Source organism: Sphingomonas sp. MM-1 (assembly GCF_000347675.2).
Classification (GTDB): domain Bacteria; phylum Pseudomonadota; class Alphaproteobacteria; order Sphingomonadales; family Sphingomonadaceae; genus Sphingomonas_E; species Sphingomonas_E fennica.
Map to the genome: position 1 here is coordinate 3,962,155 of NC_020561.1, position 19,225 is coordinate 3,981,379.

The following is a 19,225-nucleotide window of genomic DNA, read 5'->3' on the forward strand; positions in this document are numbered from 1 at the left end:
GCGGACGAGGGCTTCTGCTCGTTGCCGCCATCGTCTTCACGATCTGCATGGCCGGGGCGGCGGCAGCCCAGACAGCGCCGGCGATGCAAGAGCGGCGCTACGATATTCCCGCCCAACCCGTGGCGCAGGCGATTGCCGAGTTTGCGACCGTGAGCGGCGTCAACATCATCTATCGCCAAAGCCTCGCCGGTGCGCGGCAGTCCACACCGCTCAGCGGCGTCTATGCCGCGCCTGCCGCGCTCCGGCATCTGCTGCAAGGCACCGGCCTCTCGGCGCGCTTCACCGGCCCCAACTCCGCGGTGATTTTCGTCGCGGGCCAGCCGCCACCGACCGACCGGGCCGGAAATGCGGTGACGGCCAGCCCGTCCGCGCTCCATCTCGACATGGCGGAAGTTCGCGCGCCGCGCCTGGTCGGTCGCCGCGATCCGAGCGCCTACAACCATTATGCCCAGCGCGTTCAGACGGAAATCTTCGAGCGCCTGAAGCGCGACGGCGCCTATGAGGGGCGTAGTTTTCGCATCGAGATCGCCGTCTCCGTCGATCCGACCGGCCGCATCGATGAGGTGCGCCTGATGCGCGGCAGTTCCGAACCTGATTGGGACGCCCGCGTCCGCCAGATCCTGTTCGGCACGCTTATCAGCAGCCCGCCGCCCGAGGGGCTAAGCCGGTCGATGCGCTTCGAAGTGGAAACCGACCGTTTTGCGGGACGTGAAGCGCGGCCTGGCGGGAGGCGGCGTCAATGAGCGCGACGCGGGCCAGTCTCAAAACAACGCTGGCGCTCCGCTACACCCAAATTCGCGATCGCCTGGCCGCGCGTCTTGGCTCGCAGGACCTGGCCGGCGAAGCGCTGCACGAGACCTGGATCAAGTTCAGCGATCTCAAAGATGACGCGCCCGTCAACGACCCCGACGCCTATATCTATCGCGCGGCGATCAACATGGCCGCGACCCTGTCGGCGAAACAGCGCCGCGTATTGGGCAGCCAGGATATCGAAGACATATTGTCGATCCCCGATGACGCGCCCGGCCCGGAACGGATCGCCCTGGCGCGCAGCGAACTCGCCCATGTCTGGAAAGTGCTGGGTGAACTGACGCCCCGCCAGCGCCACGTCTTCATTGAGAGTTTCACCGGCACGATGAGCCATGAGCAACTCGCCGAGCACTATGGCGTGACGGTGCGGCTGATCCAGATGGACCTGCGCGGCGCCATTTTGCACTGCGCGCGTCGTACCCGGCGAAAAAACCCTTTCGCTGAGCGGGCCGCTCGCGTGTCTACCCGATAGGAGGAGAAAGAATTGAGGATGCAGACCGCGCAATGGCCGCGCCCGTTGGATTCGGATTGCCGATGACGGATCGGGAGATCCGTGAAGATGACGCCGACGACCTGCTCGTCGAAGCGGCCGATTGGCTCGTCTGCCTGACCTCCGGCGCAGCGACGGACGACGATGCCGCCCGGCTTGCGGCATGGCGCGCCACCAGCCCGGCGCACGAGGCCGCCTTTCGTGAGATTGCCGGCGTGCGCAATTACGCCGTCGCGGCGAAGCACAACAAGAAGCCCGCCATGGTGAGCCGCCGCGCTGTTCTGGCCGGCGGCGGCACGGCAGCGCTCGCCGCACTGACGCTGGGCGTCGCCCGACCGCCGCTCGGCCTCTGGCCTTCCTTTGCCGAGCTCACCGCGGACCACCGGACCGCAATCGGGCAGCGATACGCCTTTGCGCCCGTAAACGGCGTCAAGGTGGAGATGAATTCCCGCACCGCCATATCCCTGCTCGACACGACCCGCGACGGTGCAAACGGCATCAGTCTCGTGGTCGGCGAGGCCTTCATCACCGCCGGGGAACGCAGTGCGCCGTTCCGGGTGAAGGCAGGCGCAGTGGAGGCCTCGACACGGCGCGCCAGCTTCAACGTCCAGCGCCTCGATGGCGGCGTTCGCATCGCCTGTGTCGATAGAGAGGTGACATGCCTTGGCGGCGATCGGCCGATCATGTTGCGCGCCAATGAACAGGTGTTCGTCGCAGCCGACGGCGGAACACGGCGCAGCGAGATCGATGGCGCCAAGGCGACGGCCTGGCGGCGGGGCCTGCTGATCTTCGAAGGCGCGTCGCTGGCCGAGGTGGTCGACCAGATCAATCTCTACCGTTCGGGCAAGATTGTGCTCGCCAATACGGCGCTGGGCGGCCTTGAGGTCAATGCGATCTTCCACACCAACCGGATCGAGGAAGCCGTCCCGCAGATCGAGCAATTGCTGAACCTGCGCGCCCGCCATCTCGCCGGCGGCGTGGTGGTCATGAGCTAACCCACTTCCGGCCATTCCCGCGCCTCGAACGCGCGCAATGATCTGAAAACGATCCATTCGGTGTATAAATGATATGTTTTAGTATCTTTGATTGATTACACTTCGTCGATGTGATACCTATTCGGATCAATTATGAGTCGATCGATCCGTAAAGGTATCAAATGGAAGATGGCACGTTGAAAGAGATCGGCGACCACCTTCGGCGCGCCCGGCAGGCCGCGCGCCTGACCCAGGAACAAGTCGCCGATCTCGCCGGCATATCACGCCCACGCTATCGCGACATTGAGACAGGGGCTGCAGCGGCGCGCGCCACGACATTGATCAACATCGCCCGGGCCGTCGGCCTCGAAATGATGCTGGTGCCCCAGGCAATGGCGCCGGCTGTGGCGGCGCTCTTACATCCGGAAACAGAGGATGATCGCCCAGCCTTCAGCCCGCAACCGGAAGAGCGGTGATGACAGCCTTGCCAACCGCTGAGACGATAACCTGCATGGATGTGTTGCTGAGGGATGTGAAGGTCGGCACGATCGTCAGAACACCCGGTGATTTCAGCGCCTTCAGCCTTGATCCGGCCTATCGCGCGACCGGCGGTGTTCCGATCCTGAGCCTGTCCCTTCGCTCCGCTTCGGGGGGCTTGCGTAAAGACGCGCGTCCCGTCTCTGGCGCCTTGCCGCCTTTTTTCGCCAACCTCCTGCCCGAAGACCATTTGCGCGCAGCGATGGAGAGGCACCATGCCGGCAATGTGCGGCCGGGCAATGATTTTGATCTCCTGGCGGCGCTCGGCGTTGATCTGCCCGGCGCTGTGCGCGTATTGCCCTCCGACGGACAAGCCAGCGTCGCGACGAGAACCACAGATGGACCGCGCAAGGTGCGCTTTTCGCTGGCGGGCGTGCAAATGAAGCTGTCGGTGATGAAGAACACCGGCAAGGGCGGAGGTCTGACGCTGCCGCTTGGTGACGGCGAAGGGCAATATATCGCCAAATTCCCGTCCACCGCCTTTCCGGGCGTGTCGGAAAATGAGTTCGCGAACCTCGCGCTCGCCGAAGCGATCGGGATGAACGTGCCCGAGCGGGAGCTTCTCAGCCGCGACCAGTTTGAGGGGATACCCGAAGAGTTTGATACGCTTGCCGAAGGGCAAGTTCTCCTCGTTCGCCGTTTCGATCGAACGGCGAATGGACGGCGCGTCCATATCGAAGATTTCGCGCAGATCTTCGGCCTTTATCCCGCACGTAAATATGACGGGGCCGCCTTCCACGACATCGCTTCGGTGCTGAACGTCGCAATCTCATCCTTCGCCGCGCTGGAATTCGTCCGCAGACTGACCCTCTCGGCTGTGATGGGCAACGGAGATATGCATCTCAAGAACTGGTCGTTGATCTATCCGGGCGCGGGCGACACCCCAGCACTGGCGCCGATCTACGACACGCTTTCAACGGTTCCCTATATTCCCTCAGATGGCCTGGCGCTGTCGCTTGGCGGTGAGCGATCGTTCAAGGCACTGGGACCGGCTCGGTGGAAGGCCTTCGCCAACCGGGCAAGACTTCCAGAGCCCGCCGTACTCAAAGCCGTGGCCGAGACAGTCCATCGGATCGACAAGCACTGGTGGACCTTGCCAGAACGGGACGTCGTTCCTCCATCCGTGCTGGAGCGGATCGATGCTCATGTAAGGACCATGGTGCAGATCCTGACGGATTGAACGCCCTGATGAGCTGACAAGGTTAATTATTTCGTTTCAATGACAGAATCCGTTTCGTTTGCAGCCGCCTGCGCTGGTCTTTCAGTCAGGAGGAAGTGATGTGAGCAACGGATCTCGGGGGCGGACCGGCAGACTGTCCCGGACATCCCTCCCTTCCTCCATCGGGGAGGTCGGTCGTGCCGTTAGAAACGAAACAATTGCGCTACGCAGTGCTCGCTGCGGAAACCAGAAGCTTTTCACGGGCTGCGGCGCTGCTGCGGATCAAACAGGCGACGCTCAGCCGAAATGTGCTGCTCCTGGAACACCGCCTCGGCGTGAAACTGTTCGAGCGCCGGACCCGCGGCGCGTTCGTGACGCCAGAGGGTTTGCCGATCATCGCCACCGCCCGTCGGATACTCACGGAGGTCGAGACTCTGCAAACGCGAGCGCGCGCCATGCGGAACGGTGATGCGGGTGAACTGACCATCGGCTTTTGCAGTTCACTGACCGCCGGCGATCTGCGCTTCGCGATCGTCGAGTTCCAGCGCCGGTTTCCCGATGTGCGATTGAATGGCGTCGAGCGGGATCGCGGCTTTCTGCATCACGCGCTCCACGCCGGAGTGATCGATCTAGCCGTCGTTACCGGCGACCTTGGCGATCCTGGCGTCAGACGCCGCCCACTCTGGTCCGAACGCGTCCTTGTCGCCCTGCCTGACGAACATCCGCTGGTCGAGACGGAGAGAATCTACTGGCACGATCTGCGCCGCCAGACTTTCGTCCTCGGCACACAAGATCCCGGCCCTGACCTGGTTCGCCTCCTTCAGGCCCGTCTCGCTGAGCCAGGCTACGAGCCCGACGTAGAAACTCAGGATGTCAGCCGTGAGAATGTTCTGGCGATGGTGTCCGCAGGCTGGTTTCTGACACTGGTTTCGGAATCGGCGCTGGGCGTCAATCATCCGGGCATCATCTTCCGCGAGGTTCATGAGCCGACCGGCCAGGCCCGGATCGACTATGGCTGTTACTGGCGTAGCGACGACACAAGTCCCGCGCTGCGTCGGTTCCTCGGGCTCATCCGCGAGCGTTACCCGGATGCCTGATCCGGCGCTCCCGTTCCCACAGATATTGCAAAGGAATAACCGGATGCCCGCAAAGTCATTGGTGATCGCGATCGTCGCGCTCGTGATCGGGTTTGGTTCGGGGTTCGTCCTGCGCCCGGTGCTATTGCCGGGGGCCGATGCGGTAGGATCATCAGAACCGAGGGGAACGCAATATTTCGAGGCCAACCTGGACGAGGCCCGCCAAGTCATCGCGCAATGCCGCGACGGCATGGTGCGCGGGGCAGAATGCGCGAATGCCTGTCAATCGGCGTCCAAACGGGACCCCCGATCGGCGCGCAAAAGGGACCCCCTCTCAAGGATGGGGCGACGGTCGAGGAACGCTCCTTGCGCTGCGCGCGGCGTAGGGAGGGCGGAGCCCGACCGGAGACGCGCGCAGCGCAAAGCATCTTAATCCCGGCATGCGGTGGGATCAGTTGCGGTTCTTGAAGCGCCAGCTGTCGTTGCCGGTCTCGATGATGTCGCAATGATGAGTGACGCGATCGAGGAGCGCGGTGGTCATCTTGGGATCGCCGAACACGGTGGGCCATTCCCCGAACGCCAGATTGGTGGTGATGACGACGCTGGTTTGCTCATAAAGTTTGCTGACCAGATGGAATAGCAACTGCCCGCCTGAGCGGGCGAACGGCAGATAGCCAAGCTCGTCCAGAACGACGAGATCGAGCCGGGAGAGCTGGGCGGCAAGCGCGCCACTCTTGCCGATCCGGGCCTCTTCTTCGAGGCGGGTCACCAGATCCACGGTGTTGAAGTAACGCCCCCGCGCCCCGGCGCGGACGACATTGGCGGTGATGGCGATGGCCAGATGGGTTTTGCCGGTGCCTGTGCCGCCGACCAGGACGACATTGCGCCGTGCAGGCAGGAACGCGCCGCTGTGTAGCGAACGGACCAGCGCCTCGTTGATCGGCGTCCCCTCGAAGTGGAAGGCATCGATGTCCTTCACCACCGGCAGCTTGGCGGCTGCCATCCGGTATCGGATCGAGGCTGCGTGGCGATGGGTTGCCTCCGCGCGCAGCAGATCGGTCAGTATCTCCATCGTCGTGCGCTGCCGCTGAAGGCCGGTGGTGACGGCCTCATCGAACGCGCCGGCCATCCCCTTGAGACCGAGCCCGCGCATCGCGTCGATCATGTCATGCCGCTGCATGGAAGTTCCTCAGTTGGTCGTAACGGGCACAGTCTGCGATCGGCGGATGCCGCAGGGCGTTGTCCTCCGAAGTGACGATCGTCAGCGGTCGCGGCGGTTCGCGGCGCCGCGCCAGGATATTGAGGATCAGATCATCGCTCGCCGTGCCGGTCGCCAGCGCCTCCCGCACGGCGGCCTCGACGAGTTCCAGACCGTCGGTCAGCACGGCCGCCAGCACGCGCACGAACCGCCGATCGGCATCATCGCCATTGCCCAGCTTGCGGCGCAACCGAGCCAGTGCTGGCGGCAGCTCCCAGTCCTGGAAAGGGGCGCCGTTGCGCAAAGCGCCGGGCTTGCGGGCCAGCACCGGCAGATAGTGCCAGGGATCATAGATCGTGCGGTTACGCCCGAAGAAGCGGGGATGTTCGGCAACGACCTCATCATCGCATCGGACGACAATGCGGTCGGCATAGGCCCGGACCTGCACCGTGCGTCGTGCCACCGTCGAGAGAACCGAGTATCGGTTGCGATCGAAGCTGATCAGGCAGGTGCCCGACACGCCATGCTCGCTCTCGTTGAAGCCGTCGAACGGCCCCAGCATCGGTTGCAATGCGGGGCGTTCCATCTCCAGCATCTGCGCCACGGTCTGTTCGCCCTGTTCAGGATGCGCCTGCCGTTCGGCCCAGCGCCGGCACTCGGCTTCCAGCCAGCCATTGAGCTCCTCAAGGCTGGCGAACCGCAAACGGGGCTGGAAGAAGCGCCCTCGGATCGTCTGCACCTGGTTCTCGACCTGGCCCTTCTCCCAGCCCGCCGCCGGCGAGCAGGCCGTGGGCTCGACCATATAATGGTCGGCCATGATCAGGAACCGCCGGTTGAACACCCGCTCCTTGCCGGTGAACACGCTCGTCACCGCCGTCTTCATATTATCGTAGATGCCGCGCTTGGGCACGCCACCGAAAAAGGCAAAGCCGCGCGCATGCGCGTCAAACAGCATCTCCTGGCTCTCGCGGGGATAGGCCCGGACATACACCGCCCGCGATGCGCACAGCCGCATATGCGCGACCTTCACCCGCATCGGCTTGCCGTCGATCTCGACATCCTCGTGGCTCCAGTCGAACTGGTAGGCCTCGCCGGGCTGGAACAGCATCGGAATAAAGGCCGTCGTCCCATCGCCGACATTCCTGCGCCGCTCGACCTTCCACCGTGCCGCATAGCGACGCACGGCATCGTAGGAGCCTTCGAAACCCTCACGCACCAAAAGGTCGTGGATACGGGTCATCCGAAGCCGGTCACGTCGGCCCAGCAACTCATTCTCTTCCAGCAGCACATCAAGACGATCCTGAAACGGACCGATCCGCGGTAGCGGCTGAACCTTGCGTCGATAATCAAATGCGCCTTCCGGCGCCCGGATCGCCTTGCGGATCACCTTCCGCGACACATGCAGATCACGCGCGATCGCCTTGATCGCCTTCCCGCCGGCGAACTCTCGCCGGATCCGAACCACTGTCTCCAAAACCAACATCCCGATCTCGCCGCCTGAACATCCAGACGACTGTTTAGGCTATCGAAATGAGGGGTCCCTTTTAGACGCCGATCACCCCGCTAACGGGGTCCTTTTTGCACGCCGATCCACACGCCTTGGCCTCGCAGAGGGAAACGAAACGGCCCTCTCAGCGATGCAAATGTTCAAGGTTCCCTGCTGGGCGACGCTAGGAAACGAACGCTTCGGCTTGGCCACAATCCCGGAATCGGTGCACCAGCTGTATCTCTTTGTCGACAATGATGCGGGCGGGCACCTTGCTGAAGAGCGTGCGCGAGAGGCCTACGCTTGCGAAGGGCGGCTGATTGTCACCAGGCGGCCGGAGCTAACCGGCGACGACTGGAATGATGTGCTCATGCGCTCAGTCCGAGCTGCGGTCTGAATGTCGGTGAGAGGAAAGCGGGCTTGGGGCCTTGTGAGGCCCCCGGGCGGATCCATCTGAGCGGACACCCGGACAAACCCAGGGCCTCTTCAGGAGGTCTCTTATGTCACACGCAAATACCGCTTTCGCATTCTCCGATCCCGCCGAGCCGCATGTGTTGGCAGCGGCGAGGGCGCTGGCCGCGCGGCTAGGTTCAGATCAAGCAATCTCACGGCACACTGTGAATGCAACAATGGCCGATCATTTCGGCGGTAGCGACGCCGAAGGACGCTGGTCCGTACGCGATGCCCATGCCGCACTTGAATTGGCGCAGGTGCTGTTCCTGACCCAGGCGACCGAATTCTCACCTGCAATGTCATCCAGCTTTGCCGATGAGGCTTTCACGCGCCTTGAATGTCTGGTCCCGACCCAGTCGAAACGGAGCGACGAGCAGATCGAGTGGCAACAATTCGCAACGCCACCCCGTCTGGCCTGGATGGCTGCAAAGGCTTGCGCGATTTCCGCCGCTGAACTGGTTCTCGAACCGTCGGCCGGGACCGGGATGCTGGGCGTATGGGCAGCAAAGGCAGCTGCGCGTCTTGTTCTCAACGAGATTTCGCCGCTGCGCCGCGAATGCCTGGGCGCCGTGTTTCCCGAGGCGACAGTCACGGGGTTTGACGGGGAACTGATCGACGAACTTCTCACGCCCGACGTGGGTCCGAGCGTGGTGCTGATGAACCCGCCCTATTCAAACAGTATCGAGAGGGGCCACGATAGTCGCACTGGCGATCGGCACTTGCGCTCTGCCTGGAAGCGCCTTCTGCCCGGTGGCCGCCTGGTCGCAGTGATGCCCGAATGGTTTGAGCTTCCGAAGTTTCTTGTCGGGATCGCCGGTCCCGTCTCGTTGCGTCTCAACGCGACGATCGAGCGCGGTTTCGTCAAGCAGGGCACCTCAATCTCAACCCGGCTCCTGGTTCTCGACAAGGCTGAGGATGGTAACAGCCCGATCATCGCCCAGCCGGCAAACTTTGCCGAGCTTCATTTGCTGATCGATATGCTGCCTGGCCGGGTAAGCCTGCCCGCCGAACCCAGCATCGGCACCAAGACAGCATTGCCGCTTCGACTGGTGGCGAACAGGACGAAACCGGCTCCACTTAGGGGCCATCCAGCAGTTGCGGCGCCGTCGATCCTGCCGCTCGAATTTACTCCGCTCGAAGCACCTGCGCCGATCGAAAGCCAGGTTGGGCATTATTTGCCCTACCGGCCGAGCCGGATCTCGATTGCAGATGCTGTCCCGCATCCAACCCCGCTGGTCGAGTCCGTTGCGATGGGTTCGATAACCGCACCCGTGCCCGAAGTGGTGCCTCAGCTTCCGTCGAGCCTCATTGCTGGAGGCGCCTTATCCGCTGCGCAGGCCGAGACCCTGATCTATGCTGCAAGCGCGCATGCCCGCGACCTGCCGGGACGGTTCGAGCCCGACGACAAAGGCTGCGCCTTGAAGGCGAGCGCCGAGGGGCACGCCTACCGCATGGGTTACTTTCTTGGTGACGGGACTGGTGCAGGGAAGGGACGGCAGGTCGCTTCCGTCATCCTCGACCGGTGGGTGAGGGGTGAACGGCGCCACATCTGGATTTCCAAGAACGAAGCTTTGCTCGAAGATGCCCGCCGCGATTGGAGTGCGCTCGGCGGTCTTCCCATCGACGTCCAGCCCCTTCGCCAATGGAAGCTCGGTGTCCCGATCGGGATGCGCGAAGGCATACTCTTCGTCACTTACCCGACGCTGCGTTCGGGCCGAAGCGACGCCACCCGGCTCGAGCAAATTCTCGAATGGGCAGGGGAGGACTTCGACGGGCTCATCGTCTTTGACGAAGCCCATGCGATGGCCAACGCAGCTGGCGGGGAGGGCTCACGTGGTAAGGTCAAAGGATCGGAACAGGGCATTGCCGGTGTTCGCATCCAGAATCTGTTGCCGCGCGCTCGCGTGCTCTACGCATCGGCGACCGGGGCATTCGACGTCAATAATCTCGCCTATGCCACCCGTCTTGGCCTGTGGGGGCCCGAGACGGCTTTTGCCAATCGCGAAGCCTTCGTCGCAGACATCCGCGATGGCGGTATCGCTGCAATGGAACTAGTCGCCCGTGATCTGAAGGCACTCGGACTGTACGCGGCGAGGGCACTTTCATTCGCGGGAGTTGAGTACGAGATTCTCGAACATTGCCTGAACCCCGACCAGGTAGCGGTTTATGACGCCTATGCAGATGCCTGGGCAATCATTCATGCCAATTTGCGCGAGGCACTCGAGGCAACTCGGATCGTCGACACTGACAGTGGCGATACCCTGAATTCAGGTGCCAAATCGGCTGCGCTTTCGGTGTTTGAAGGCACCAAGCAGCGCTTCTTCGCGCAGCTCCTTTTATCGATGAAGCTGCCGAGCCTGCTGCCTGCGATTGATACGGCACTTGCCGACGGCAACGCGGTTGTAGTGCAACTCGTCTCGACCGCCGAAGCCATGCTTAACCGCCGCCTCGCTGATCTCTCCGATGCGGAACGCGAAGCACTCGAAATCGATCTCTCCCCCCGCGAATACGTGGTCGATTACCTCACCAAAAGCTTTCCGGTGCGGTTGATGTCCGTGTTTACGGACGAGAACGGCAATGCTCGGTCCGAACCGATGAGTGATGAGAACGGTGCCCCTGTTCTGTGTCATTCGGCGCTTGACGCGCGCGATCGCATGATCGAGCAGCTCTGTGCCTTGCCGCCGATCGCGACGGCGCTCGATGCGATCATCGAACGGTTCGGTGTCGATCAGGTCGCCGAAGTCACCGGCCGTACCCGCCGCCTGATCGTCGGACGCGATGGGCGCCAGGTGCTCCAGTCGCGCTCTCCGCGCGCCAATGTAGCCGAGACGCAAGATTTTATGGACGGGACCAAGCGAATTCTCGTTTTCTCCGATGCTGGTGGCACCGGCCGCAGTTATCATGCCGACCTCGCCGCAAAGAACCAGATGCGCCGGGTCCACTTCCTGCTTGAGCCGGGCTGGCGGGCCGATGCCGCAATTCAGGGCCTTGGCCGTACCAACCGCACCAATCAGGCGTCGGCCCCGCTGTTCCGCCCCGTGACCACCGATGTGCGTGGCGAACGTCGGTTTATATCGACCATTGCACGTCGGCTCGATAGCCTCGGGGCACTGACCCGCGGGCAACGCCAGACGGGTGGGCAGAACCTCTTCGATCCTGCCGACAATCTCGAGAGTACATACGCCAAGGAGGCGCTTCACCGCTGGTTCGGCCTGCTGTTCGCAGGCAAGTTGGAAGCTGTTACGCTTTCTCGGTTTGAGGAATTGAGCGGGCTCAGGGTCGAAGGGCCCGACGGCGCGATGGTAGATGATCTGCCAACAATCCAGCGCTGGCTCAATCGCATCCTCGCGTTGCCGATTGCTCTGCAAAACGGCATATTTGACGAGTTTCTCGGCCTCGTCGAAGCGCGGATCGATGCAGCACGCCAGGCGGGCACGCTCGACATTGGGGTCGAGACCATTGCGGTCGAGCATTACGAGGTGCTGACCGACACGCTACTGCGCACCGATGCGCTGTCGGGTGCGACTACGCATCTCCTGGAACTCGAGATCGCCCGCGCGCTCAAGCCTTTGCGTCTCGAACGGCTCGAGGAACTCTACGGCGTTTCTGGTTCGCGTCAGCAACTTCTGCGTAATGCGCGCTCAGGCCGGATCGGGCTGCTTGTCCCGGCGCGAAGTCTGCTCACCGACGAAGGTATGCGTGTGGCCCGCTTCGAGCTTGTCCGCCCCTTGAAGCACGGGCACATTACCGCCGATCAACTCGAGGAGAGCAACTGGGAAACGGTGGATCCAACCGAATTTCAGCGCCTCTGGCAGGCTGAGGTCGATGACGCCGCCTCAAATCTCAAGCGCGAGCGCCTGCATCTTGCAACCGGCCTGCTGCTTCCGGTGTGGGACAAACTTCCTTCCGACTATGTTCGGGTCAGCCGGATCTCGGCGCGAGACGGACGCTCGCTCTTAGGTCGAGAGGTTCCGCTCCATTGCGTGCCCGAACTGTGCCAGGCGCTTGGGCTGGAAGACGAACATGCCTTTTCAGCAGAGCAAATCGTCGATGCGGTGCTCGGGACAGGGCGACCGATGCAAATCAAATGCCGCGAAGCGCTTACGCTCAAGCGCAGCCTCGTGAATGGCGCGCAGCGGCTTGAACTGGCTGGTTGGTCGGCGTCGCGCCTCGACTGGTACAAGGCACATGGGTGCTTCACCGAGATCATACGCTATCAGACGCGACTTTTCGTCCCGACGACGAACGCGGTGGCGGTCTTGGCGCGACTTGTCGGATGAGGCGCTCCTATATTGCCAATTGGCATCCAAAATGATATATGATGCCATATGGAGAATGCTCATGTTGGCACTGCAACCCGTTGATACCGTCCCCCATGCCTTCCGGCCCGATCCTGTAACCCAGGAGGAAGCAGCGGCGATGTTCCGCGCCGTGCTGAACCTGTTCGGCAAATGGGAACTCACAGACGAGCAGGCAGCGACTCTGCTCGACATGCCGGTTCGCTCCTACCGGCGGTGGAAGGCTGAGGGTGCGGGCCGTGTCTCGCGCGATGGTGCGGCGCGGCTCTCCAACCTGATGGGTATCCACAAGGCGCTGAGGATCATCTTTTCCGAAGCCCAACGTGGCTACGCCTGGATCAAGGCAGGTAACGCCGCCTTTGCCGGAGCGAGTGCGCTCGACGTCATGCTTGGGGGCGAACTGACCGATATCATGCGGGTGCGTCGCTATCTTGATGCCGAACGTGGTGCCTGGTGATTGATCCCAAGGCGATTCCGCTTGCCCAGGTCGAGTGGAAAGGTGCTGTACGGATTATCCGCAGTGCCTTTCCACCGATTGACCTGTTCGAAGACATTGCAGACCCTGCAGATTGGCCGTTGCTGATCTCCGCAGAGCAAAAAACCAATCCCCGCATTATGGCGACGATCGGCAATCTCGATCTGGTGCCGGCTGATCGCAGGGTAGGCGGCAATGGCGCATCCTATCTGATGGCGCCGTTCACGCATGTTAGCGCGGACCGGCCAAGTCGCTTCACCGATGGGACCTACGGCGTGCTATACGCGGGGGATGCATTCGAAACTGCGCTGTTCGAGACAATCCATCACCATGCCCGCTTCATGGCTCGCACTGTAGAAGCGCCAGGCTGGACCTCACAGTTCCGTGAGATCATCCTTTCGGTAAGCGCTGATCTTCAAGATCTCAGGAGCTTTGCGGCAGGCGATCCCGCGCTAGATCCCGACAACTATGCTGCATCGCAAGCTCTCGCAGTTGAACTCAAAGGGGGCGGGGCCGAAGGTCTTGTCTATCCGAGCATCCGGCATCCGGGTGGTGAGTGTGTCGGCTTGTTCTACCCGGATTGTGCATCCGACCCCACTCAGGGACGTCACCTCGATTACCACTGGGACGGAACAGGTGTCGATCTGGTTCGAGACGCTGGTACAGGGGCGGTGTTTCGAGTGGTATCTACCTGAAAGGTGGGCAACATTGAACAGCGAGCAAATCGAAACTGTCCGAACCCGCGCCCAGAAGGCGATTTGTCCACTAAAACCAGCAGATTTCAGCACGCGAGCGCCGAAGGGATTTCTCTTCAACGCAAAGCGCACCGATGCCGGGCGGACGCTGCCACCATATTATCTGGTCTACTTTCTTCTTGTCGACTTGCTGGGTTTCACGAATCTAGGTCAGTTCGAAAAGGTAGCCTGGTCAGTCCCGGTGGAATATGATGGGCGGCCCTTCCTTGTGGAACACCGCAAATTTGGATTGGGCGTCTTCGCTGCCAATGTTCCAGAAGACGAAGAAGCGGCTGCCGAAATTGTCAGATTGATCCACAAGGCCACCAAAGCGGCGCAGCCTTATTTCGATTGGAGGGCTGAGCAGGCAGCAAAGGCCTCCCAACTCAATGTCGTCAACCGCTCGCCCGATCTGTTCGAACGGCTAAATTTCTACCTCGATCTTTATGACGACAGGCAACAGGAAGCGGAGGGCCGGAAGGACGAGCGGATTGTCAACCATCTTAGCGATATGAGCTATACGGTAGCCTTTCCGGTGTCAATCGGCGTCCAAACGGGACCCCCGATCGGCGCGCAAAAGGGACCCCCTCTCAAGGATGGGGCGACGGTCGAGGAACGCTCCTTGCGCTGCGCGCGGCGTAGGGAGGGCGGAGCCCGACCGGAGACGCGCGCAGCGCAAAGCATCTTAATCCCGGCATGCGGTGGGATCAGTTGCGGTTCTTGAAGCGCCAGCTGTCGTTGCCGGTCTCGATGATGTCGCAATGATGAGTGACGCGATCGAGGAGCGCGGTGGTCATCTTGGGATCGCCGAACACGGTGGGCCATTCCCCGAACGCCAGATTGGTGGTGATGACGACGCTGGTTTGCTCATAAAGTTTGCTGACCAGATGGAATAGCAACTGCCCGCCTGAGCGGGCGAACGGCAGATAGCCAAGCTCGTCCAGAACGACGAGATCGAGCCGGGAGAGCTGGGCGGCAAGCGCGCCACTCTTGCCGATCCGGGCCTCTTCTTCGAGGCGGGTCACCAGATCCACGGTGTTGAAGTAACGCCCCCGCGCCCCGGCGCGGACGACATTGGCGGTGATGGCGATGGCCAGATGGGTTTTGCCGGTGCCTGTGCCGCCGACCAGGACGACATTGCGCCGTGCAGGCAGGAACGCGCCGCTGTGTAGCGAACGGACCAGCGCCTCGTTGATCGGCGTCCCCTCGAAGTGGAAGGCATCGATGTCCTTCACCACCGGCAGCTTGGCGGCTGCCATCCGGTATCGGATCGAGGCTGCGTGGCGATGGGTTGCCTCCGCGCGCAGCAGATCGGTCAGTATCTCCATCGTCGTGCGCTGCCGCTGAAGGCCGGTGGTGACGGCCTCATCGAACGCGCCGGCCATCCCCTTGAGACCGAGCCCGCGCATCGCGTCGATCATGTCATGCCGCTGCATGGAAGTTCCTCAGTTGGTCGTAACGGGCACAGTCTGCGATCGGCGGATGCCGCAGGGCGTTGTCCTCCGAAGTGACGATCGTCAGCGGTCGCGGCGGTTCGCGGCGCCGCGCCAGGATATTGAGGATCAGATCATCGCTCGCCGTGCCGGTCGCCAGCGCCTCCCGCACGGCGGCCTCGACGAGTTCCAGACCGTCGGTCAGCACGGCCGCCAGCACGCGCACGAACCGCCGATCGGCATCATCGCCATTGCCCAGCTTGCGGCGCAACCGAGCCAGTGCTGGCGGCAGCTCCCAGTCCTGGAAAGGGGCGCCGTTGCGCAAAGCGCCGGGCTTGCGGGCCAGCACCGGCAGATAGTGCCAGGGATCATAGATCGTGCGGTTACGCCCGAAGAAGCGGGGATGTTCGGCAACGACCTCATCATCGCATCGGACGACAATGCGGTCGGCATAGGCCCGGACCTGCACCGTGCGTCGTGCCACCGTCGAGAGAACCGAGTATCGGTTGCGATCGAAGCTGATCAGGCAGGTGCCCGACACGCCATGCTCGCTCTCGTTGAAGCCGTCGAACGGCCCCAGCATCGGTTGCAATGCGGGGCGTTCCATCTCCAGCATCTGCGCCACGGTCTGTTCGCCCTGTTCAGGATGCGCCTGCCGTTCGGCCCAGCGCCGGCACTCGGCTTCCAGCCAGCCATTGAGCTCCTCAAGGCTGGCGAACCGCAAACGGGGCTGGAAGAAGCGCCCTCGGATCGTCTGCACCTGGTTCTCGACCTGGCCCTTCTCCCAGCCCGCCGCCGGCGAGCAGGCCGTGGGCTCGACCATATAATGGTCGGCCATGATCAGGAACCGCCGGTTGAACACCCGCTCCTTGCCGGTGAACACGCTCGTCACCGCCGTCTTCATATTATCGTAGATGCCGCGCTTGGGCACGCCACCGAAAAAGGCAAAGCCGCGCGCATGCGCGTCAAACAGCATCTCCTGGCTCTCGCGGGGATAGGCCCGGACATACACCGCCCGCGATGCGCACAGCCGCATATGCGCGACCTTCACCCGCATCGGCTTGCCGTCGATCTCGACATCCTCGTGGCTCCAGTCGAACTGGTAGGCCTCGCCGGGCTGGAACAGCATCGGAATAAAGGCCGTCGTCCCATCGCCGACATTCCTGCGCCGCTCGACCTTCCACCGTGCCGCATAGCGACGCACGGCATCGTAGGAGCCTTCGAAACCCTCACGCACCAAAAGGTCGTGGATACGGGTCATCCGAAGCCGGTCACGTCGGCCCAGCAACTCATTCTCTTCCAGCAGCACATCAAGACGATCCTGAAACGGACCGATCCGCGGTAGCGGCTGAACCTTGCGTCGATAATCAAATGCGCCTTCCGGCGCCCGGATCGCCTTGCGGATCACCTTCCGCGACACATGCAGATCACGCGCGATCGCCTTGATCGCCTTCCCGCCGGCGAACTCTCGCCGGATCCGAACCACTGTCTCCAAAACCAACATCCCGATCTCGCCGCCTGAACATCCAGACGACTGTTTAGGCTATCGAAATGAGGGGTCCCTTTTAGACGCCGATCACCCCGCTAACGGGGTCCTTTTTGCACGCCGATCCACACGAATGCCGACATCGCTGTGGCTGAGGCGGACGGCAAGGCCAATTTCGACGCCTTCATGGGGCGATAAAGGGAAGCGTTGATCCGCCGCATCCACCCAGACGCGTCGTTTATACAGGGAGCGTCTTGTTGAGAGCCGTCAAATTAGCTATATTCTTAGCTAAGGGAGATACCCATGGCTCAGTTCTCTGTTCACGACGCGAAGACCAACCTGTCCAAACTCATCGCCGCCGCTCTCGATGGCCGTGATGTCGTGATCGCGCGCGGGAGTCAGCCTGTTGTGCGCCTTGTCCCCGTTGCTCCTGTTGGGAAACGTCGATTTGGAGCGCTAAAGGGCAAGATCGCAATGGATCACCGTTTCAATGAACCTTTGCCTGACGACGAATTGAAGGGTTGGGATCTCGGGTGAAACTTCTTCTCGACACCCATGCTCTGATCTGGTGGCTCGCGGGGGATCAAGCACTTAGCGAGATCGCCCGCGATGCAATCGCCGACGATGTGAACAGCGTCGCCGTGAGCGCGGCTTCGGCGATGGAAGTCGCAACGAAGTTTCGGATCGGGAAGTTGCCCGACGCGGCGCTTCTGGCGCAGGAGTTCGAGACGATCGTCGCATCCCAAGGGTTTACCGAACTGCCGATTACCGTTCACCACGCCAGACTGGCGGGTGAGATGAAGATCACCCACAAGGATCCCTTTGATCGTTTTCTGATCGCTCAGGCTCAATCGGAGGATATGCTCCTCGTGTCGAATGAGGCACTGTTCGATAGCTTCGCAGTGAAGCGGCTCTGGTAGGATTTCGTCCTCGAAGGTGAAGGTCAATCTCCAGCAGGATGCAGTCACAGACCCGCAACAAAAGAATCCGACCGTGCGGGCGGATCGTGAGGTTAACGACTGACTGTTGAGATCCGCAGCCGATGCAGGGCGCTATGGAGCAGAACTGATGTTGGATCGGAATCGACTTAAAATGCGTGTTCTCGCGGCCTTCCTTGCTCTTCCACTGTTTGCGACGCCGGCCGCCGCGCAGGACTGGAACAATCTCGCGGCATCCGAGGCGATGAATCAGGTCCATGCCACGATGCGGCAGCACATGATTGTCAATCCGGCAGAGGAAGGCGAAAACGGAGCGCGCGGCACGCCCCCGGCGCCAGCACGGATGGATGCGACCTATCGGGTCGATCCCAATGTCCGCCGCACCGTGCAACAAAAGCTCGTCGCAGCCGTGACGCGGCAGAACGAAGCCGCCGGTGAAGAATTGTCCGCCACCTTCGCGCGGCACGACCTTATCGCCATGGGGGATCGCGCCTTGTCGTCCTTCGGTCTGCGGTCGGGCGACGTCATCGACGCAGTGACCATCTATCGCCTGGCGATGTGGGGCGCTGCAAAAGGGCTCACCACGCCGCCACCGCGTTCCGCGATTACAGGTGCGCGGATGCAAACAGCTTCGACGTTCGACCTTGCCGCCGCGCGCCTCGACACGCCGGCCCGGCGTCAGGAGTTTGCCGAAACCCTGCTGTATCAGGCGATCCTGATGGACCTGGCCTCCGAGCAGGCGCAGAAATCGCGGGATCAGGTGACCATCGACGCGCTGGGGCGCTCCGCCCGTCAGGCGCTCGTCGCTTCCGGCCTGAATCCCGATCGGATGCAGCTGACAAGCCGGGGCTTCATTCTTGAACGATAGCTCGACGCCTGCAACCTTCGTCATCGAGGGAAGCAATATCCACGACATCCCGTCCTTCTATGACGAGATCAACCGCGTCTTCATGGGCAATGGGGATTGGAAGCTGGGGCCGAGCCTCGATGCGCTCGATGACATGCTCTATGGGGGTTACGGCGCCTTGCAGGGGAGCGGCCCTGTCGTCCTGATCTGGCGGGGCATGGAGAAAAACCGCACCGATCTTGGGCTGGAAGCGACGCGGGCTTATTACCGCGCAAAACTGGACGCTCCCGATCGGTACAACGTCGCCCGCATCAATGACGATCTCGCCGCCTTGGAACGGGGCGCAGGTGCAACCTATTTCGACATCATTTGCGAGATCCTGGCCGGTCATCCCCGCATCGAGGTTCAGGCCAAAAATTAGACGCGATCAGATCGGGCCAGCGGTCACGATGGCATAGTCACTTTGGCGATCGGCTTCGGATCGGGCCTTGTGCGGCGACCTGTCCTTATACCGGTCGATAGCGCACCCGCCGCCAGTCAGGGCGCAAGCCTGGCGGCCCCTGCCGGGGAGGCGCGCGGCACGCAATATTTCGAAGCCCATCTCGACGAAGCGCGCGAGATCGTCGTGCAATGCGCCGCAGGCACGGTGCGGGGTCAGGAATGCGCCAATGCCGAGATCGCAATCGCCGAAGCCGACGGCAAGGCGCGATTCGACGCTTTCATGGGCAACCGAAACAGCGATCGGGATAGTTCAGATTGGTGCATCAGCGATGGAACGTCGGGTTGTGATGTCCACAATATCCACTAATATGAGGACAAGGAAAGGAGGCC

General features: G+C 62.1%; 20 protein-coding genes. 16 read left to right on the forward strand and 4 right to left on the reverse strand.

The genetic code is table 11. The features are described 5' to 3' along the window. The first annotated feature begins 47 nt into the window (after positions 1 to 47). The 6 genes from G432_RS22215 (at position 48) to G432_RS22715 (ending at position 5,067) form a co-directional block, all read left to right on the forward strand. Positions 48 to 743 (forward strand): secretin and TonB N-terminal domain-containing protein, encoded by a 696-nt coding sequence (locus G432_RS22215; protein WP_015460407.1) that lies wholly within the window; start codon positions 48 to 50, stop codon positions 741 to 743. After that, the gene (locus tag G432_RS18810) at positions 740 to 1,282 is read left to right on the forward strand and encodes an RNA polymerase sigma factor (RefSeq protein WP_015460408.1); all 543 of its coding nucleotides are present in this window, start codon (positions 740 to 742) and stop codon (positions 1,280 to 1,282) included. The genes G432_RS22215 and G432_RS18810 overlap by 4 nt, the downstream gene beginning before the upstream one ends. A gap of 62 nt (positions 1,283 to 1,344) precedes the next feature. Then, entirely contained in the window at positions 1,345 to 2,295 is a 951-nt protein-coding gene (locus tag G432_RS22220) for a FecR family protein (RefSeq protein ID WP_187294015.1), read from the forward strand. 161 nt (positions 2,296 to 2,456) lie between these two features. Beyond that, positions 2,457 to 2,750 (forward strand): helix-turn-helix domain-containing protein, encoded by a 294-nt coding sequence (locus G432_RS18820; RefSeq protein ID WP_015460410.1) that lies wholly within the window; start codon positions 2,457 to 2,459, stop codon positions 2,748 to 2,750. Between the two features lie 35 nt (positions 2,751 to 2,785). Further along, entirely contained in the window at positions 2,786 to 3,991 is a 1,206-nt protein-coding gene (locus G432_RS18825) for a type II toxin-antitoxin system HipA family toxin (RefSeq protein ID WP_015460411.1), read from the forward strand. A gap of 176 nt (positions 3,992 to 4,167) precedes the next feature. Beyond that, positions 4,168 to 5,067: a LysR family transcriptional regulator gene (locus tag G432_RS22715; RefSeq protein ID WP_084653085.1), complete on the forward strand. Its 900-nt coding sequence runs from the start codon at positions 4,168 to 4,170 to the stop codon at positions 5,065 to 5,067. Between the two features lie 430 nt (positions 5,068 to 5,497). On the opposite strand, the gene istB (G432_RS18840) is transcribed toward G432_RS22715, so the two are convergent. Both istB (G432_RS18840) and istA (G432_RS18845) read right to left on the reverse strand, forming a co-directional pair. After that, on the reverse strand, positions 5,498 to 6,226 hold the full coding sequence (gene istB / locus G432_RS18840) for an IS21-like element helper ATPase IstB (RefSeq protein ID WP_015459191.1): 729 nt from the start codon (positions 6,224 to 6,226) through the stop codon (positions 5,498 to 5,500). Next, on the reverse strand, positions 6,213 to 7,727 hold the full coding sequence (gene istA / locus G432_RS18845; RefSeq protein WP_015460387.1) for an IS21 family transposase: 1,515 nt from the start codon (positions 7,725 to 7,727) through the stop codon (positions 6,213 to 6,215). Before istA (G432_RS18845) ends, istB (G432_RS18840) begins: the two co-directional genes overlap by 14 nt. Between istA (G432_RS18845) and G432_RS24460 the strand changes: the two genes are divergently transcribed. The 5 genes from G432_RS24460 (at position 7,666) to G432_RS23425 (ending at position 14,414) form a co-directional block, all read left to right on the forward strand. After that, the gene (locus G432_RS24460; RefSeq protein ID WP_443024285.1) at positions 7,666 to 8,127 is read left to right on the forward strand and encodes a toprim domain-containing protein; all 462 of its coding nucleotides are present in this window, start codon (positions 7,666 to 7,668) and stop codon (positions 8,125 to 8,127) included. The genes istA (G432_RS18845) and G432_RS24460 overlap by 62 nt on opposite strands. Before the next feature lie 103 nt (positions 8,128 to 8,230). Next, positions 8,231 to 12,463, forward strand: coding sequence for a bifunctional class I SAM-dependent methyltransferase/DEAD/DEAH box helicase (locus G432_RS18855; RefSeq protein WP_041865009.1), 4,233 nt, complete (start codon positions 8,231 to 8,233; stop codon positions 12,461 to 12,463). 61 nt (positions 12,464 to 12,524) lie between these two features. Further along, positions 12,525 to 12,938, forward strand: a complete 414-nt coding sequence (locus tag G432_RS18860; RefSeq protein WP_007011065.1) for an MbcA/ParS/Xre antitoxin family protein — start codon at positions 12,525 to 12,527, stop codon at positions 12,936 to 12,938. Then, a complete protein-coding gene (locus G432_RS22725; RefSeq protein ID WP_015460415.1) occupies positions 12,935 to 13,651 on the forward strand; it encodes an RES family NAD+ phosphorylase in 717 nt (238 codons plus the stop codon). The genes G432_RS18860 and G432_RS22725 overlap by 4 nt, the downstream gene beginning before the upstream one ends. Further along, positions 13,593 to 14,414, forward strand: coding sequence for a hypothetical protein (locus tag G432_RS23425; protein ID WP_144062084.1), 822 nt, complete (start codon positions 13,593 to 13,595; stop codon positions 14,412 to 14,414). Before G432_RS22725 ends, G432_RS23425 begins: the two co-directional genes overlap by 59 nt. Here G432_RS23425 and istB (G432_RS18865) read toward each other — a convergent pair. Together istB (G432_RS18865) and istA (G432_RS18870) are read right to left on the reverse strand one after the other, a co-directional pair. Next, on the reverse strand, positions 14,398 to 15,126 hold the full coding sequence (gene istB / locus G432_RS18865; protein WP_015459191.1) for an IS21-like element helper ATPase IstB: 729 nt from the start codon (positions 15,124 to 15,126) through the stop codon (positions 14,398 to 14,400). The two genes, G432_RS23425 and istB (G432_RS18865), sit on opposite strands and share 17 nt — an antisense overlap. Then, the gene (gene istA / locus G432_RS18870) at positions 15,113 to 16,627 is read right to left on the reverse strand and encodes an IS21 family transposase (RefSeq protein ID WP_015460387.1); all 1,515 of its coding nucleotides are present in this window, start codon (positions 16,625 to 16,627) and stop codon (positions 15,113 to 15,115) included. The genes istB (G432_RS18865) and istA (G432_RS18870) overlap by 14 nt, the downstream gene beginning before the upstream one ends. A gap of 285 nt (positions 16,628 to 16,912) precedes the next feature. Here istA (G432_RS18870) and G432_RS22730 point away from each other — a divergent pair, with 285 nt between their 5' ends. From G432_RS22730 to G432_RS18890, 5 genes are all read left to right on the forward strand, one after another. Continuing rightward, the gene (locus tag G432_RS22730; protein ID WP_015460416.1) at positions 16,913 to 17,146 is read left to right on the forward strand and encodes a type II toxin-antitoxin system Phd/YefM family antitoxin; all 234 of its coding nucleotides are present in this window, start codon (positions 16,913 to 16,915) and stop codon (positions 17,144 to 17,146) included. Next, positions 17,143 to 17,529, forward strand: a complete 387-nt coding sequence (locus tag G432_RS18875; protein ID WP_015460417.1) for a type II toxin-antitoxin system VapC family toxin — start codon at positions 17,143 to 17,145, stop codon at positions 17,527 to 17,529. Before G432_RS22730 ends, G432_RS18875 begins: the two co-directional genes overlap by 4 nt. 148 nt (positions 17,530 to 17,677) lie before the next feature. Continuing rightward, a complete protein-coding gene (locus tag G432_RS18880; protein WP_139181695.1) occupies positions 17,678 to 18,415 on the forward strand; it encodes a DUF6683 family protein in 738 nt (245 codons plus the stop codon). Further along, entirely contained in the window at positions 18,405 to 18,815 is a 411-nt protein-coding gene (locus tag G432_RS18885) for a barstar family protein (RefSeq protein WP_015460419.1), read from the forward strand. The genes G432_RS18880 and G432_RS18885 overlap by 11 nt, the downstream gene beginning before the upstream one ends. Positions 18,816 to 18,857: 42 nt before the next feature. Next, positions 18,858 to 19,202, forward strand: coding sequence for a hypothetical protein (locus G432_RS18890; RefSeq protein WP_015460420.1), 345 nt, complete (start codon positions 18,858 to 18,860; stop codon positions 19,200 to 19,202). The last annotated feature ends 23 nt before the right edge of the window (positions 19,203 to 19,225 follow it).

Coding starts and splice junctions, on each gene's coding strand:
- G432_RS18860 (WP_007011065.1), top strand. CDS start 12,525: ATGTTGGCACTGCAACCCGTTGATACCGTCCCCCATGCCTTCCGGCCC.
- G432_RS18820 (WP_015460410.1), top strand. CDS start 2,457: ATGGAAGATGGCACGTTGAAAGAGATCGGCGACCACCTTCGGCGCGCC.
- G432_RS22220 (WP_187294015.1), top strand. CDS start 1,345: ATGACGGATCGGGAGATCCGTGAAGATGACGCCGACGACCTGCTCGTC.
- istB (WP_015459191.1), bottom strand. CDS start 6,226: ATGCAGCGGCATGACATGATCGACGCGATGCGCGGGCTCGGTCTCAAG.
- G432_RS18855 (WP_041865009.1), top strand. CDS start 8,231: ATGTCACACGCAAATACCGCTTTCGCATTCTCCGATCCCGCCGAGCCG.
- G432_RS22730 (WP_015460416.1), top strand. CDS start 16,913: ATGGCTCAGTTCTCTGTTCACGACGCGAAGACCAACCTGTCCAAACTC.
- istA (WP_015460387.1), bottom strand. CDS start 16,627: ATGTTGGTTTTGGAGACAGTGGTTCGGATCCGGCGAGAGTTCGCCGGC.
- istA (WP_015460387.1), bottom strand. CDS start 7,727: ATGTTGGTTTTGGAGACAGTGGTTCGGATCCGGCGAGAGTTCGCCGGC.
- G432_RS18810 (WP_015460408.1), top strand. CDS start 740: ATGAGCGCGACGCGGGCCAGTCTCAAAACAACGCTGGCGCTCCGCTAC.
- G432_RS18880 (WP_139181695.1), top strand. CDS start 17,678: ATGTTGGATCGGAATCGACTTAAAATGCGTGTTCTCGCGGCCTTCCTT.
- G432_RS22215 (WP_015460407.1), top strand. CDS start 48: ATGGCCGGGGCGGCGGCAGCCCAGACAGCGCCGGCGATGCAAGAGCGG.
- G432_RS18825 (WP_015460411.1), top strand. CDS start 2,786: ATGGATGTGTTGCTGAGGGATGTGAAGGTCGGCACGATCGTCAGAACA.
- istB (WP_015459191.1), bottom strand. CDS start 15,126: ATGCAGCGGCATGACATGATCGACGCGATGCGCGGGCTCGGTCTCAAG.